Annotated in this window: 12 protein-coding genes and 8 tRNA genes; 16 read left to right on the top strand and 4 right to left on the bottom strand. The window is 37.6% G+C overall.

Annotation, left to right across the window (positions count from 1 at the left end; genetic code table 11):
* Window positions 1-205 precede the first annotated feature (205 nt).
* The 9 genes from G0028_RS04735 (at window position 206) to G0028_RS04775 (ending at window position 1,783) form a co-directional block, all read left to right on the top strand.
* Window positions 206-281 (top strand) — tRNA-Val (locus G0028_RS04735).
* 23 nt (window positions 282-304) lie between these two features.
* Window positions 305-381 (top strand) — tRNA-Asp (locus tag G0028_RS04740).
* A gap of 46 nt (window positions 382-427) precedes the next feature.
* Window positions 428-504: transfer RNA gene (locus tag G0028_RS04745), tRNA-Asp, on the top strand.
* Window positions 505-571: 67 nt separating this feature from the next.
* Window positions 572-647 (top strand) — tRNA-Val (locus tag G0028_RS04750).
* Between the two features lie 32 nt (window positions 648-679).
* Window positions 680-756 (top strand) — tRNA-Asp (locus G0028_RS04755).
* A 96-nt stretch (window positions 757-852) separates the two neighbouring features.
* Window positions 853-928 (top strand) — tRNA-Val (locus G0028_RS04760).
* A gap of 56 nt (window positions 929-984) precedes the next feature.
* Window positions 985-1,061 (top strand) — tRNA-Asp (locus G0028_RS04765).
* 94 nt (window positions 1,062-1,155) lie between these two features.
* A tRNA-Val gene (locus tag G0028_RS04770) sits at window positions 1,156-1,231 on the top strand.
* 84 nt (window positions 1,232-1,315) lie between these two features.
* Window positions 1,316-1,783: a DUF2750 domain-containing protein gene (locus tag G0028_RS04775; RefSeq protein ID WP_130073883.1), complete on the top strand. Its 468-nt coding sequence runs from the start codon at window positions 1,316-1,318 to the stop codon at window positions 1,781-1,783.
* A gap of 47 nt (window positions 1,784-1,830) precedes the next feature.
* On the opposite strand, the gene G0028_RS04780 is transcribed toward G0028_RS04775, so the two are convergent.
* From G0028_RS04780 to yccS, 4 genes are all read right to left on the bottom strand, one after another.
* Window positions 1,831-2,619 (bottom strand): YdcF family protein, encoded by a 789-nt coding sequence (locus G0028_RS04780; RefSeq protein ID WP_180046706.1) that lies wholly within the window; start codon window positions 2,617-2,619, stop codon window positions 1,831-1,833.
* 164 nt (window positions 2,620-2,783) lie between these two features.
* Window positions 2,784-5,405 (bottom strand): PepSY domain-containing protein, encoded by a 2,622-nt coding sequence (locus G0028_RS04785; protein WP_180046704.1) that lies wholly within the window; start codon window positions 5,403-5,405, stop codon window positions 2,784-2,786.
* A gap of 154 nt (window positions 5,406-5,559) precedes the next feature.
* Window positions 5,560-6,120: an SdpI family protein gene (locus G0028_RS04790; RefSeq protein WP_130073880.1), complete on the bottom strand. Its 561-nt coding sequence runs from the start codon at window positions 6,118-6,120 to the stop codon at window positions 5,560-5,562.
* A gap of 103 nt (window positions 6,121-6,223) precedes the next feature.
* Complete coding sequence (gene yccS, locus G0028_RS04795) at window positions 6,224-8,398, bottom strand: YccS family putative transporter (RefSeq protein ID WP_180046700.1); 2,175 nt, start codon at window positions 8,396-8,398, stop codon at window positions 6,224-6,226.
* 143 nt (window positions 8,399-8,541) lie between these two features.
* Between yccS and G0028_RS04800 the strand changes: the two genes are divergently transcribed.
* The 7 genes from G0028_RS04800 to G0028_RS04830 all read left to right on the top strand — a co-directional run bounded on the left by G0028_RS04800 (window position 8,542) and on the right by G0028_RS04830 (window position 16,376).
* Complete coding sequence (locus tag G0028_RS04800; RefSeq protein ID WP_174493615.1) at window positions 8,542-9,750, top strand: multidrug effflux MFS transporter; 1,209 nt, start codon at window positions 8,542-8,544, stop codon at window positions 9,748-9,750.
* A 451-nt stretch (window positions 9,751-10,201) separates the two neighbouring features.
* Window positions 10,202-10,903, top strand: coding sequence for an IS1-like element ISPa14 family transposase (locus G0028_RS04805; protein ID WP_015586042.1), 702 nt, complete (start codon window positions 10,202-10,204; stop codon window positions 10,901-10,903).
* A gap of 137 nt (window positions 10,904-11,040) precedes the next feature.
* On the top strand, window positions 11,041-12,291 hold the full coding sequence (locus G0028_RS04810) for a DcaP family trimeric outer membrane transporter (protein WP_130073878.1): 1,251 nt from the start codon (window positions 11,041-11,043) through the stop codon (window positions 12,289-12,291).
* A gap of 592 nt (window positions 12,292-12,883) precedes the next feature.
* Window positions 12,884-14,119 (top strand): sodium/glutamate symporter, encoded by a 1,236-nt coding sequence (gene gltS, locus G0028_RS04815; protein WP_180046043.1) that lies wholly within the window; start codon window positions 12,884-12,886, stop codon window positions 14,117-14,119.
* A 258-nt stretch (window positions 14,120-14,377) separates the two neighbouring features.
* A complete protein-coding gene (locus G0028_RS04820; protein ID WP_130073876.1) occupies window positions 14,378-15,349 on the top strand; it encodes a patatin-like phospholipase family protein in 972 nt (323 codons plus the stop codon).
* 170 nt (window positions 15,350-15,519) lie between these two features.
* Window positions 15,520-15,714, top strand: coding sequence for a hypothetical protein (locus G0028_RS04825; protein ID WP_130073875.1), 195 nt, complete (start codon window positions 15,520-15,522; stop codon window positions 15,712-15,714).
* A gap of 140 nt (window positions 15,715-15,854) precedes the next feature.
* Window positions 15,855-16,376, top strand: a complete 522-nt coding sequence (locus G0028_RS04830; protein WP_130073874.1) for an acyl-CoA thioesterase — start codon at window positions 15,855-15,857, stop codon at window positions 16,374-16,376.
* Window positions 16,377-16,582 lie beyond the last annotated feature (206 nt).

The raw sequence follows: 16,582 nt of genomic DNA on the forward strand, positions 1-16,582 counted from the left end.
TTTCAAAACAGGGGAATAAAATAAAGTATGAAAGATTCAATTTAAATCACGATAAATAGATAAATAATAAACAAAAAAGCTCAAAATATATCAAAATGATCTATTTTTTAATCACTCAAACGCAAAAAGTGAAAAACGTGGAGAAAAGCGTTTGACAGTCGGTAAAGATTCTCTATAATGCACCTCACAAACGATGAAGTCGTTAGGGCGCTTAGCTCAGTTGGTAGAGCGTCTGCCTTACAAGCAGAATGTCGGCGGTTCGATCCCGTCAGCGCCCACCAAGCTTTAACGTTGAATTTATAGTGCAGCGGTAGTTCAGTTGGTTAGAATACCGGCCTGTCACGCCGGGGGTCGCGGGTTCGAGTCCCGTCCGCTGCGCCACTTAAGTTCAATAAATCGTTTGTATAGCAATGAAAATTGTTGAAGTGCAGCGGTAGTTCAGTTGGTTAGAATACCGGCCTGTCACGCCGGGGGTCGCGGGTTCGAGTCCCGTCCGCTGCGCCACTTTACAATAGATTTGCAATAAGGTTTAATGCCTGACTAGCGTTTAAATTCATATTTATCTCGCTCAGGGCGCTTAGCTCAGTTGGTAGAGCGTCTGCCTTACAAGCAGAATGTCGGCGGTTCGATCCCGTCAGCGCCCACCATAATTTATATAGTAATATATAAATGCCGTAATGCAGCGGTAGTTCAGTTGGTTAGAATACCGGCCTGTCACGCCGGGGGTCGCGGGTTCGAGTCCCGTCCGCTGCGCCATTTCCTTGATACCTGATCTTGGAATTGTAATAATGCAAGTTGATACCATGTTTTGATCTTGCACGATAAAGATAGCAATGCTATTTTTATGACTCAGGGCGCTTAGCTCAGTTGGTAGAGCGTCTGCCTTACAAGCAGAATGTCGGCGGTTCGATCCCGTCAGCGCCCACCATATTTATGCGATAAAAAGCACAAGACCTCACTTTACATCATGTAAAGTATCGTAATGCAGCGGTAGTTCAGTTGGTTAGAATACCGGCCTGTCACGCCGGGGGTCGCGGGTTCGAGTCCCGTCCGCTGCGCCATTTCCTTGATACCTGATCTTGGAAGTGTGATAAAGCAAGTTACAACATTCTTTTGTTGGTCTTGTATCCTAAAATAGCAATGCTATTTTTCTCAGGGCGCTTAGCTCAGTTGGTAGAGCGTCTGCCTTACAAGCAGAATGTCGGCGGTTCGATCCCGTCAGCGCCCACCATATTTTATCTCTTTATTTTCTTTTCATATTTTTTAAAATTCCTGTAATATATAGGGATAAAAAATTTAATTATATTACGAAAATATGCGAAATCCTTATCAGCGTAAGTCTGCGTCGAATACTCAAAAAACTGCATTATCTGCCGAAGATCAATATCGACATTTTATTGAAACCATTATTGCTCAAGCCAAAGTCTATGCTTTATATGATGAAGGTTGGGCGTTGTGCGCAACACCTACAGGTCAGCAGGCATTTGCAGTTTGGCAAAGTCGAAGTTTAACGCAATTATTGATTAAAGATAATTGGGCTCGTTACTCTATTCAAGAGATTGATTTGGTCGCTTTTATTGAGCAAGTAATTCCATTTATTATAGAAAATAATACTTTACTGTCAGTCAATTTAACGCCTGAGGGACAGAATATTTTAGTATCTGGTAGTAAGTTTTTGATAGATATGAAAAAGGCTTTATATGCTTTATATCTTGAACAACCTGCATTATTTCAAAATAATCAATTACCTTTACCCCGCAAAATTAGAATTCATCATACTTAAGTTGGTTTAATATAAGGTGAGAATATCACCTTATGTGTGATTTATTTTTAATATTCATGAAGTAACCAACCACTCAGGTAAGCAAAGTATTCACGTAACCAAGCGTTGTAGCGTGTTGCTAATGGTGTTTTGGCACTGTATGTTATAAAGTTTTGGTAGCCTTGTTTCCTTGCAATTGCTGCTGCACGTAAGGTATGAAAATCACTGGTCACTATGGCGATTTTTGCATTTAGACCTAGATGATGTGCTTGTAAAATTTTCTGACTATTTTTTAGATTGAGTGCTGTGCTTGTACTTTGATTTTCTTCTAAAATTTTGGCAGCATTTAAGTGATATTTTTCTTGTAAATAGGCTGACATGACTTCTGCTTCAGTAATGTTTTCTCTATAATCTAGCCCACCACTGACAATGATCCATGCCTGTGGGTGCTGTTGGTGTGCAAGCGCTGCTGCTGTATCAAGGCGTGAGGCGAGCGTAGGTGAGGGACGACCTTGGATGATACCGCTACCCAAAATAATAATGGCATCGACTTGTATTATTGGGGTGTTTGCTTGGGTTTGTTCATGTAAGTAGATAAAAAAAGCCAAGACACTGATAGCCCATAGACTAAAGAAACCCCATCCCACTTGCCAAAATATTTTTAGTTTTAGGTTTTTTTGTAGCATATTTTGAATTTTTTGATAAAAAATCACGTAGATGAGAAAGCATAGTCCAATACAAAAGGGCAGAATTGTGCCTAGATGGATTTTATTTTGCAAAATAAGAATAAGACCATCTCCAAATAGGACGAGACCTAGAATAAATAAGCTACTACGCAGTAAAATAGAGAACTTCATTCGCGCTATTATCATCATTTTAAACAAGATTATTTATTATTTTAACAAAGCCTTAGCTTTATTGAGCGTTGAAATTGTAAAGTCAGTTGATAGTGAGCAAAATAAAAAAAACCGAGCCATGTGGCTCGGTTTGATTTTAATTTTTTGGAAAATTTAAAAATAAATCAGTACACATCACGTTTATAGCGACCATTTTCACGTAACTGATTGACTAGTTGTTCACCTAACATATCTACCAATGCTTGGTCAACATCACTTGCCATGCCTTGAATGCTACCACAAACATAGATGACAGCACCTTGGGCGATCCAAGCCTTTAATCGTTGTTCTTGTTCACGGAGTTTATGATGCACATAGACTTTCTCGACTTGATCACGCGAAAATGCTAAATCTAGATATTTAAGCATTCCTGTTGTTTGCCATGCTTCTAAGGTTTCTTTAAAGAAGAAGTCATGTGCTTGTTGGCGCTCACCAAAGATCAGCCAATTATCTGTATAACTTGAGCGCACACGACTATGGATCAAACTCATCAATCCTGCAATGCCTGTTCCATTACCAATACAAATAATTGGGCGATTGTCATCGATTAAATGGAATGACGGATTGGTACGGATACGCATCGCAATTTGATCATTCACTTGGCAATGTTGTGTTAACCAACCTGAACCTAAACCAAGCTCACCATTTTCATCGCTTTGTTGGCGTACCACCAAACGTAAAATCTGCTGTGATGGAATACTGGCAATTGAATATTCTCGAGTAGGTAATATAGGTAATTGTTCAAGTAAATGCTGCATGTTGGCAAAAGGTTCAACATCGACATTGAGTTGACGATTCCACAGCGCATGTTGAATCTCTTGATCTTGTCCATCTACAGGTGTTTGAGCTGAAATTTGATATTTTTGCATAAATGCTTGGATACGCTCAGGACTATTTCCTGTTTGAATTTCCGCAATATCACCTGCTTGCCAAGTAACTTCATGTGTTGCTTGTAATTCTAGATTGAATGCTGGTGCACCTAAGCTATGTGGATTAAGTAATTGTTGTTTCTTTAATGTCCATTGATCAAAGACTTTTTCAATACTCATATTGCCGAGTTCAAGTTGCGTGATTTGTGCAAGGGCAGATGTCCATTTCGCAATATCAGTGGCATTGCCATTATCGACTTCAACGGTTTTAAACAAGGCTTGTGCGTGATTACGTTGTAACCAAGCATCGAGTTGATGACCAAAGCTGCAATAAGTCTCTGGATATTCTTGTGAACCTAAAGCTAAAACTGCATATTTTAGATGCTTTAAGTCTAAAGATTGTGTCATTAATTTTTTGACAAATGTGATGGCTAAATCAGGTGCTTCGCCTGTGCCATAAGTACTGACTACAAATAAGATTTGTGGGGAGTTTTGCAAGTCTGCTAAGGTTAAGTCTTGTATTGCTTTGACTGTCACAGGTTGACGAGCTGCTTGTAAGTTGGTGGCTGTACGCCAAGCCAATTGTTCAGATACGCCTGTTTGCGATGCATAACTGATCAGCCAAGGGGTCGCATTTGGATCAATATCAACAATTGCAGTTTGGTTGCGTGCAGCTAATGTTAATTTCTTTTGTTTACGGCGTTTCAGATACAGCATCCAACCTGTCACAAAGAATAATGGCATACAGAGTGCAGCCAACATCACTAAGAATTGATAAATTGGACCAAAGAAGCTACCACGATGCACAGGTAACATACTGCTCATAATTTTTTCATTGAGCTTTTTATCTTCATAAAGCTCAATTTTTTCAATTTGATTGTTTTGATAATTAAAGGTTGCTTTGTTACGAGCGCGTTCATGTTGTGGAATCGCATCTACAAAAGAAACGTCCATGACACCATCTGCTTTTTTCGGAGTAGAGAGGGTGATTGATGAATACGCTTGTTTATATTGTGCATGAAAGCCCGTCCATGTTTGTGTATAAGCGATGACAATTTGACTTGGATCAATTTTGGCTTTATCTCGACCTTTACCTTGTCTTTCACCTTCTGCTGAACCACGGCGTTCATTTTTTGCCTGAGCTTCAGTTACTGCATGTTCATTTGGTTTGGCTTTACCTGCACCTGCTTGCATTTCAGGTTGTGGACGATCCACACCTAAAACTGTGTACATGCCATTACGCCACCAATCATACGACCAATATAAGCCTGTTACAGCTAATAAAAGATAGAAGATGACCACCCAAGTGCCAACAACCGCATGTAAATCCCAGAGGAAGTTACGGCCTTTGAGTTGAGGTTTAATGCTGAACCATTGTTTCAATGAATGTTTTTTAGGCCAACGTAAGTACAAACCACTGAGAATGAAATAAATCAGAATGAGGGTACATGCACCTGTAATTTGTTTACCGACGGGTCCAACGGTTAAATTACGATGTAATTGTTGAACAAATTGAAAAAATTCTCTTCCTTTAATATCAGGAAGTACTGCTGCTGTGTACGGGTTGATCATCATATTGAAGCCTTTACGTGCACCTTCTTTCTCAATATTGATACTTGAACTGGCATTTGGCGCTTGGTCTATGGTGATGCTATTAATCTTGATTTCAGGTTGAGTATTCTGAAAATGTTGATAAATTTCAGCAGGGCTAAGTTTTGCTCGATTTTCGACTTGTACCGTATAACTGTCTGGATTGAGTAATTTTTGAATCGGCTGTTCATAAGAATAAATCGCACCAGTGCCCCCCATAATGGAGAGAATCAAGCCAGCAGTAATCCCGAAAAACCAATGAAGTTGGAAAAGTATTTTTTTAAACATGTGTGTTCAGGTAAAAGGCAGAATTTGAATGTGGCAATTATAACTGAATAAATTGTAGAGAGAATGGATTTAAAGATAATATTTATTCTCATTATCATTATGTTTTATGCATTAAAAAAGCCTCCATACTAGGAGGCTTAATATTGATATGAAATTAAAGCGTTTTTGGTTCGCCTACAGTTTCTTTTAAATGCTTGCGTACGGTTTCAAAAGAAAAGTTCTTGCTGTTCATACGACTTGGAAGGATGTAAGCACCTTGTTGACCTTTAACTTTAAAGTTCACCAATAAAAAATCTGGGGTGTTATACCATTCATAAATATCTTTCCAACCAATCGTTCCAACACCTTCTTGCATGCCCATTTGTTGACGCATTACGATGCCGTGGGGTTGGACGCCGAGTTTAATGCCTTTGATTTCTTGCACTGGGAATTCGTTCATCTTACGTTTGACATACCATTCCAAGCCAAATTTACGTACAAGGAGGTAAATTGCAACACAGGCAAGCAAGACCCAAAAAATGACAGTGGAATAATTTTTAATAAAAATAAGACCAAGTAGAGATAATGCGGTAATCACACCCATGATTGCCCACGCTTTGGTACCAATTTTATTGGTACTGCGCCAAATCATTAATTGAGCATTGCGTTGTTCCGCCTCAGTAACTTCATACGGCACAGGTTGTAGGGTATAAGCGTAAAGATTTTTGGCAGTCATAATGTCAGTATTAAAAAAATATATAGAGCTAAGCAGAGTTTAGCATTATTTACATTCAAATCGTCAGTATATTCTACCAAAATACCTGCAAAATGCATTGTGTTTACAGTGAAGCAAGTTCAGTTGACTGCTCATCTCGTTCGTGGCTTAAACTTTGTTTGAGCGTACTGAGTTGTTTTAAAATGCTAAACATTAACGACAGTTGTTGTAAAATAATCAAAGCTTTTGCTGAGTCTTCATCCGACTGATTTAAACGTAAACGAATGGTTTGCAACATATTATGTGCAGTTAAATCAGGCATTTCGTCTCTTAATAATGCACCTCTAATGTCATCAAGTGCTTGATCGAGTAAACCTAAAATCTCTGAATCATGAATTTTTTCACGATGTGCACCTAATGCTGCGATATAGCTAATAAAAGTATGATTTAAACATAAAAACTCAAATGCCAAGGTTTTTTGTGCAGGGTCAAAATCGGGCTCAGTGGCTAAAGTAGAAATTAATGAGGCAACATCGGCATCGGTATTATGCGCAGCTCGGCGGACAATACGATAATTCAGCGCATTGTTACGACCATGATGATACTGATCAACAACCTCAGCCAAATACTGACATTGTGACTCTAAAGAACGATTGATGGTACGTGGTAAGCGGCGGAATTTCCAATCTGGAAAAATAAAGCTCACACCAAACCATGCAAAAGCACAACCGATGATAGTGTCAATCAGACGGGGCAATGCGGCTTCAAAACCTAAACCATCTAAATTAAAATTAATGAGCGCTAAAATCGTAATGAAAGCCGTTGCTTGTGCATATTGTTTACTGCGTAAATCGAAGAATAAAACCCCACTTAGAATGAGTAATAAGAGTTGTCCTTCTACAGTCGGCACAAAATAGAGAATCGCATAACCCGCAATAATCCCAGCCAAAGTCCCGATAATTCTTAGCCGTAAACGACGCTTGGTGGCATTAAAGTTAGGTTGGCTGACGAAAAGCGCAGTGAGTAAGACCCAATAGCCATATTCAATTTCGGTGATTTGCACAAAGACGTAACCAATAAACAGCACCACAGAGACCCGAATCGCATGACGGAATAGGACTGATTCAGGGGTTAAATGTTGTTTAATCCGACTGAAAATATCATCCAAACCTTTTAAGTCATCATCTTTGAGTTGGTTTTCGATGTGTTTACTTTGATCATATTTGATATGGCGTTCAGTTTCGACATTTTGGAGTTGGGCATCGATCGACTTTAAATTTTGATATAAGGAAAATAACGCATTGACCCAAATTTGGTCATAATTTTGTTCTGTGCGCAGTCGTTCTAAAGAATGTCTCAAATTTTTAAAAGCATGACTAAAACGCGCATTATGTTGATAAGTAGTACGGTTTAGAATGCTGTCACTCAAATCCTTACATGCTTTACCTTGCAAGGATAAAATCCGTTGGAAGCGAAATAAAATGTCACTATGTTCAAATATTTTAGCTAATTTTTGATAATCAATATGAGCTGAATCTGCACGTTCATGAATATCTTGTGCGACAAAGTAGTATTGCAAACTGCGGCGCGTATCACGTTGACCCCGGTCACCTTTTAAACGTGTCAATAGGGCAGTTTTCATATCGTTGAAAATGCCAATCAATTGACCATTTTCCATAGATAGACTGATCATACTCTGTTGATAGCTTTCAGAAGTCATATCAACATCAAACAGATTGGATTTTGAAAATAAAAAATCGCCTAAAGCCGAATAACATTGTGCAAGTTTGTCTTGTACTTGGCGTACAGGAAATAATAAGAAACTGATGGTTGAAATCAGTCCATACCATGCAGCCCCAATGACCAATAAACTGGGTTGCATATACCAGGGTTCAAACAAGTGCACACCGAGCATCGAATAAACTGAAATGACTAAGCAACCGTAAGAGATGGTGGCGTACCGTCGACCTAAGGAGCCTAATAAAATCCAGCCAATACAGGAGATGATTAGTCCAAATGCAAACAATATCGGATAAGGAAAGAGCAAGGTTACTGAGGCAGCGGTCACAAAAAAACCAATATAGGTATAGACCAAGTTCATGATGCGCACAGAAAAACGATCATCAATATCACTTAAACCTGCCGCTACGACACCTAAAGTTAAAGGAATGGTCATCAACTGCTGGTCTAAGAAATACGGTACAAAAGCCGTCCCTGCAAAAGCAATAATCATGCGAATGTTATACATAATACTGGTATTGTAGGTTGCTTTTTTAAGTCGATTGAGCCACGTGTTCAAAACGATTCCTTGTGTAGCACTTTTTAATAAGTCTAAAAATAATCAAAGCGTAACATGTGAAACTTCAATTAATCAGCAATAGAAATAATACAATGCAAGCGTTACACTTGTCTGCATTTCCTCCGATTAAATTCATACTTTCTATGTCTCAACAACAGGTCAAAGCGCAATATTCAATGGGTTGGATTTTGCTACTCGCACTCTTTACATCGCTTGGACCCTTGTCGATCGACATGTATTTACCTGCTTTACCGCAAATGGCGCAAGACTTTAATGTCTCGACACAACAAGTTGCCAATTCATTGCCCGCATATTTCTTTGGTTTGGCTGTAGGGCAATTGATTTATGGTCCAATCAGTGACCGCATTGGACGTAAAAAACCATTGTACTTTGGGATGACCTTATTTGCTTGTGCGAGTTTGCTGTGCGTTTTAGCCAATGATCAATGGTCGTTGATTGCGGCACGTGTGTTGCAAGCGCTTGGAGGTTGCGTAGGCGTAGTGATGGCACGTGCAGCCATTCGAGATCAACTCGATGTGCAAGGTTCAGCACAGGCTTTTGCCAGTATGATGATTGTTATGGGGATTGCACCTGTGCTCGCACCAACTTTGGGTGCTTGGATTTTATACTTTTTTGAGTGGCACGCCGTTTTTATTGTCTTAATGTTGATTGGCTTTTTTTGTTTGGCATGTGTGCATTTTTTCTTTAAAGAAACATTGCCTGTAGAACGCCGTTTACAACTCAATATGAGACAAGTCTTACAACTGTATGTAGAGATTTGCAAAGATCGTAGTTTTTATTTACCTATGCTTGCAGGTTGTTTAACAGGGGCTGCACTTTTTGCTTATATTGGTTCTGCCGCTGCAGTATTGATGGATCAATACCATCTGAATGAACAACAGTTTGCTTATGCCTTTGGTTTTAATGCCTTAGGTATTATGTGTATTTCATTTTTAAATAAAAAATTGGCAAAAAAATTCTCTGTCGTGCAGCGTTTGCAATTGGGTGGATTGAGTCAAATTTTGGGTTCTATGCTGATCGTTATTTCAGGATTATTTCTTGATACACCGCTTTGGGTAGTGATGGTGGGACTGTTTTTTACTGTTTCAGGAATTGGTTTTACAGGCCCCAATGCAATGGCTTTGGCAATGTCTAAACAAGGTGAACGCGCAGGGACGGCCAGTGCAATTATGGGCAGTGCTCAATTTACATGTGGTTTAGTGGGTGGGATTTTACTGAATTTTCTAATGTTTAATCATGTGTTAAATATGGGGATTTTAATGCTGGGATTTACTGCCACAGGGGGGATTGCCATTTGGTTTGTTAAAAAAGAGTTGCAATTACAGCAGTAAAAAATCATCGTTGATTTAACGTTGAAGTGATACTTATGGTGCTCGGTGGGGGAGGAATTGAGGAAGATACTTCATCAAATTTTCATATTTTTGTGCAAAGTCATAAAAATATGCCTAGACATTAGTCTTAGTCATAAAATAATGATCTGCTATTTTGCAGCATAAATGTAAGAATATATAACAAAAAATGCAAAGTTAATCTGAAATAAGAATTGAAAATACAATGTTATTCGTTAAAACTGATTTTAATAAAGTTGTTGAGTTAAGATAAATTACAAGTGTGTTATTATTTTACACATAATGTTACTTTTATGTTTTAACTTAAGTTTAACGCTTTCATAATTTAACAAAAAAGCAGAAGTGCATCTGTTGATTTAGCAGATTAAGAAATGGGTGGTGTTTCAAAAAGTATGCTGAAACAAAGCAGGTTGAATTTTGATAAAATAGAGAAATGCGAATAACTCTAGAAATCAAATGTCCAACCTGCCTCAGTGACAGTATAAAGAAAAATGGCATCAAAGTAGATGGGAAACAAAACTATCAGTGCAAAGACTGTAAACGTCAGTTTATTGGTGACCATGCTCTGAGCTATCTAGGATGTCATTCAGGCATTACTCGAAAAATATTACAGTTGATGGTCAGAGGTAGTGGTATACGAGATATCGCTGAAGTTGAGCGAATCAGTATCGGTAAAGTTTTACGTACTTTAACCGAATCGACCTACCAAATTCAGCCTAAACAAAGTCATTATGAGTCTCTTGAAGTTGATGAGTTTTGGACTTTTGTGGGAAATAAAAATAATAAACAATGGCTTATTTACGCCTACCATCGAGAAACAGGTGAGATTGTTGCTTATGTTTGGGGTAAAAGAGACTTAGCTACAGTTCAACGATTGAAGGCAAAGCTTAAACAATTAGGTATTCACTACACCCGAATTGCAAGTGATCATTGGGACAGTTTCATAACTGCTTTTAAAAACTGCAAGCAAAGTATTGGTAAATTTTTTACTGTAGGTATTGAAGGTAATAATTGCAAAATAAGGCATCGAATTAGGCGCGGTTTTAGAAGGAGTTGTAATTTTTCAAAAAAGATTGAAAACCATTTTAAAGCTTTCGACTTAACCTTTTTTTACATCAATAATGGCTTCATTTAATGTCAGCATACTTTTTGAAACACCACCAAGAAATGATTGCTGATCACAAAAAAATATTGGTTGCTTCAACATGATATAGGGGGATTCAGCCAATGCTTGCACGGACGTACAACAGGATTAAAAACTAGGAGTTTTTCATGAGTCAATTCCTCAGCAGTAAAACATTTGTTTTGAAGAGCTTAGCCCTAACCGTAACAGCATTGATGGTTACGACAGCAAACGCAGCAACATCTGATCAAGAGGAAATTAAACAACTTCGTCAAGAGGTTGAAGCTTTAAAAGCATTAGTACAACAGCAACAACAAGTACAACAGCAACAACAAGTTACATTACAAGAAGTCGCAGCTCAACCTGCTGCACCACAGTCACCTTTAGCCTCTTTAAAATCTAAAACGGGTGCTGATGTAAATCTTTATGGTTTTGTTCGTGCAGATGCTTCTTATCAAGCAAAAGGTGGTGACGGTATTTTTAACCGTATCAATGAGGTTGATCTTAATAAAGCAGGCGATGAAAAAAATGATGATCGCCTTTATAGTACAGCAGCAACATCACGTATTGGTTTAGACTTTAAAGCGCCAGTTCAAGGTGCGGATGTTGGCGGTAAAATCGAAATCGATTTCCGTGGTTCAAGTGACACAGTACGTATTCGTCATGCTTACTTAAACTATAATAATTGGTTATTTGGTCAAACGACATCATCGTTCTTATCAACTGAAACTCAGCCAGAAATGTTAGATTTCAACTCACCATTAGGGATTGGAACAAAACGTACTCCAATGGTTCGTTATAGCGATAAACTAGACGCAAATACTCAATACTTTGTTGGTTTAGAAAAAGGTCGTGACGAAAACCGTTTACCTGCGGCAACTGCAAAAATTAGCCATAAATTGGGTGATACTGCTTTGTTAACAGGTCGTGCTTTGATTCAAGAAGTACGTGCACGTGCTGCTGATGACGCAACTGAGTTTGGTTGGGGGGTAGGTTTGGGTGCTAAACTGAATCTTGCTGAACAATTAACCGTATTTGGTGATTATTCTCATGTAAAAGGTGATAACTTCTTCTTACTGTATACAGAAAACCCATACCAAGTTGAAACAAATAAAACAGATATCGACTTAACTGATATTGATGCAGTAACTGTAGGGGCAACCTATAAGATTACACCTAAATTACGCAGTACTATTGGTTATGGTGCAGCATTCTATGATGATAGTACTTTAGGCGCTGATGCGAATGAAAAGTTACAACAAGGTTGGTTAAACGTGATGTATAGCCCTGTGAAACCAATTACATTCGGTACTGAATATGTCTATGGTGAGCGTGAAACTGTAGGCGGTGCAAAAGGTCGTGATAGTCGTTTAGGTTTGATGGCGAAATATGACTTCTAATCACATTTAAGTGACCAGAAGATGAAAATAACAGGAACTCTATGAGTTCCTGTTTTTATTTACATATTGCTAAAAATTTATACTTTATCTTCACGCTAAAATTTATCACTATAAAAGTGCTATCTATAACTTTAGTCTAATAATAGGATGGAAAAAGGCATAAATTTGTAAAAAAAGCTGATATTTTTTTGAAATTAAGCATAATGTTCGATCTTTTTAAAGTCGCTAAAAACCATGTTTTGAAAAGCGATAATAGTTAAGACAGCATTTTTACACTTGAATGTTGTTGCTTCAGTTTATTCACGATGTGATCCCTTGGGATAGGCTGTAAATTCTGATGTTTTTTGATGAAACTATCCATTTTATCAATGATAGAAGGAATAATGATGATTTCTCAAATAGATTTAATATGTTTATCATATTTTTATCCATCAAAAAATATAGCCACTCATGGGGTAATTTAACTCAGAACTTTAATTGTTCTATCTGTCTTTTCGTTGTGCAGTTTTATCCGCTTATACTTGAAGTAAATATTTAAGTATAAATAAGACTGTAGAACAAAAAGTATCACCTCAATTAAATGGAAATAATGATGGAATTTACTTTTAATGCCTTTTATACGCTGATAGCAGCCGTCATCGTGCTGTTATTAGGGCGTTTCCTTGTTCAAAAAATTGAATTTTTACGTAAATATAATATTCCTGAACCCGTTGCAGGCGGTTTGGTTGCAGCGGTTATTTCTTTGATTGTACATAATTTATTTGGCTATAGTATTACCACAAGTAGTGAATTACAAACAAGTTTTATGCTTGTTTTCTTTGCTTCTATTGGTTTGAGTGCAAACTTTGCCAAACTCAAAGAAGGTGGCATTGGCTTGGTTATTTTCCTTGTCTGCGTCGCGTCATTTATTATTGTGCAAGATATTGTGGGAATGAGTTTGGCATCTGCTTTAGGTTTAGATCCATTAATTGGTCTTATCGCAGGTTCAATTACCCTCACAGGTGGTCATGGTACAGCGGGTGCTTGGGGTGGAATTTTAGAATCTGAACACGGCATCCAAGGCGCATTGGCTTTAGGTATGGCAAGTGCGACCTTTGGTTTGATCATTGGTGGGATCATTGGTGGGCCGTTGGCAAAACTATTAATTAACCGTTATCAACTTTCTAGTCTGCGAACACGCAGTGAAGTAGACGATGCTAACAGTGAGCCATTGAGTGGTTTAGGTGAATATGTTCCTTTTGAATATCCACAACAAGTCCGCTTGATTACTGCTGATAATGCAATCACGACTCTAGGTTTATTTGCAGCGTGTTTGGCTTTTGCTGAATTTATGACAGGCTTTAGTAAAGGGCAGTGGTTTGAATTACCCACTTTTGTTTGGGCATTAGGTGGTGGTGTTATTTTACGTAATATCTTAGAAAGTGTATTACGTATTAATATGTTTGATCGTGCGATTGATGTATTTGGTAATGCTGCATTATCACTGTATTTGGCGATGGCATTGTTATCATTGAAACTTTGGCAATTAGCAGATTTAGCAGGTCCATTGGTGGTGATTTTAACAGCACAAACCTTAACGATGGCGCTTTATGCTGGATTTGTGACTTTCCGTGTTATGGGTAAAAACTACGATGCAGCAGTATTAGCTGCGGGTCATTGTGGTTTTGGGATGGGCGCAACACCAACAGCGGTTGCAAATATGCAAGCCATCACCAATATGTATGGTCCTTCACATAAAGCATTCCTGATTGTACCTTTATGCGGTGCATTCTTTGTCGACTTGATTAATGCCACAGTGATTCAGTTGATCTTGAAGTTTTTTGTTTAACTAATCTTAGCAAAGAGAAGCTAAAGATTTTGGCTTCTCTTTTTTATTTTAAAATAGATGTGATCAAAAAGTATCGTTTAAAAATGAAACGAATGAACCAAAAATTAAACCGTTTATATATTTTTATTGAGTCATTTGTCTCGTGATGAGGCTATACAACAATTTTTCGATTATACGTTTTAAATATGACAAAAAAATTTAACAGTTTTTTGGCTGCATTTGTGCTCTGATATATGCAAAATTGAGAATCATTTTTTTATGAAAAAAATTATCTTATCGTTGGTCAGTTGTAGTTTTATGCTGATTGGCTGTCAAAGTGTGCCTTTAGAGAGTACAGCAGCTGTGCAAGCCCATGCTGTAGCACGCTCTCAGCTCGACAAAAGTTTTTATAAATTTAAAGATTCTCAAAAAAAACCAGTAATTGCATTGGTTTTAGGCAGTGGTGGTGCACGAGGTTATGCACATATTGGTGTCATTGAAGTATTAGAACAACAAGGAATTAAGCCTGATTTTATCGTCGGAACGAGTGCAGGAAGTATTGTCGGTTCACTGTATGCGAGTGGTAAATCTGCGCAAGAATTACGTGAAATCGCTTTAAATTTGAAAGTTAAAGATGTTCGTGAATTTAAAATAGGCATGAAAGGCTTTTTTGATGGTCAAAAAGTTGAAGATTATATCAATGCTCAAGTCGGACAGCAGCCACTTGAACACATGAAAATACCGATGTATGTGGTCGCAACTGAACTGAGAAATGGTAAAAAAGTTGTTTTTAATTATGGGAATACTGGGCAGGCTGTACGTGCTTCAGTGTCTATTCCAAGTATGTTTATTCCGACTCAAATCGAAGGGCATGAATATGTTGATGGTGGCTTAGTTAGTCCTGTACCTGTAGAAGTTGCACGAGAGCTTGGTGCTGATATTGTCATTGCAGTCAATATCTTAGCGCAACCTGTTTATACTGAAACCACCAACATGTGGGGACTGTTTAACCAAAATATTAATATTATGCAAAGTCATTTGGCAGCCGAAGAACTAAAAAGTGCTGATATCGTCATACAGCCTGATCTGCGTGAAAAAGCACATATTTTTGATGTAAAAACTCGCGAATACACCATGCAAGTTGGACGAGATGCTGCCAATGAGCGACTGAACGATATTAAAACTGTGTTAAATATTAAGAAACAAGATCAACAAAATGGGCAGTTTTCTGAATTGACCGTGCATAATTGATTGATCGTTTTGAACTATGGCATGAGTCAATTTTTAAATAAATAATGTGATTTGGTTATGTTATGGGTTTAAAAATCATTAATTTAAATTTACTATTTTTAATGAAAAATTTATAATCCAAAAAAATTTAATATTGAATAAATATTAATGATTAGGATTATGAAATTAAAATGACGAAAATTGCAGTCGGTCAACAAGTAAAACTCGCAACACAGCCTGAAGTGATCTTTGTGGTTACAAAAATAAACTTGGATCAATCTTATGAAATCCAATTGTGTAGTATGAGTAAACACGATCTTAGCTATGACAATATTCCCATGGAAATGTTACGTCTCATTGAAAAAAATCATGATGAAAAGGGATGAACCATATATTTTATAAATGATTCAATCAAACAATATCATGTCAGATAATGGTCAATTGCCGAATTAAACATTTTTTTTGCTTGAAAAGATATATAATAATAGTTCTCTATCTCCTGTCTTAACACTGAGTCAAGAAAATAATGTCACCACTCGATCAAATGATCCCTACAACAGAAGACCAATCTGAATTAACGATGTCTATTTTGATGACCCCTGACATGGCAAACTTTTCAGGTAATGTACATGGGGGTACAATTTTAAAGCTGCTCGACCAAGTTGCTTATGCATGTGCAAGCCGTTATTCGGGCAGTTATGTTGTCACTTTGTCAGTGGATAAAGTGAACTTTAAAGAGCCGATTCATGTCGGTGAGTTGGTGACATTCTTAGCGAGTGTGAATCACGTTGGTCGTACTTCTATGGAAATCGGCATTCGTGTAGAGGCACAAAATATTCAAAAGCGCTCGATTCGTCATACTAATAGTTGTTATTTTACGATGGTTGCTGTGGATGAAAATGGTAAGCCAAAACAAATTCCGCCTTTAAATTTAGACAATGATTGGAAGCGTTGCCGTTTTGAAGCTGCGGAGCATCGTAAAGTTGCTCGTTTGCAAGAAAACCATCATCCATCATGTAGTATTTATAAGAAAAGCTCAAATAGCTGAGAAAAACCTCCTGTTAGGAGGTTTTTTTATGGGTGAACAACGCCATTGAAAGTGATTTTCTAAACATCAGTTTATTCAAAGCATGCTTTTAAAATTTTATAAAAATAAAAAACAACGCAATCGATTGATTGTTTTTAGTGATGATCTGAAAGGAAAAAACTATTTAGCAAGACAGACACGATTTCTTAAAATCAAACGAAACGTAG

This window comes from Acinetobacter piscicola (assembly GCF_015218165.1).
GTDB classification, from domain to species: Bacteria; Pseudomonadota; Gammaproteobacteria; order Pseudomonadales; family Moraxellaceae; genus Acinetobacter; species Acinetobacter piscicola_A.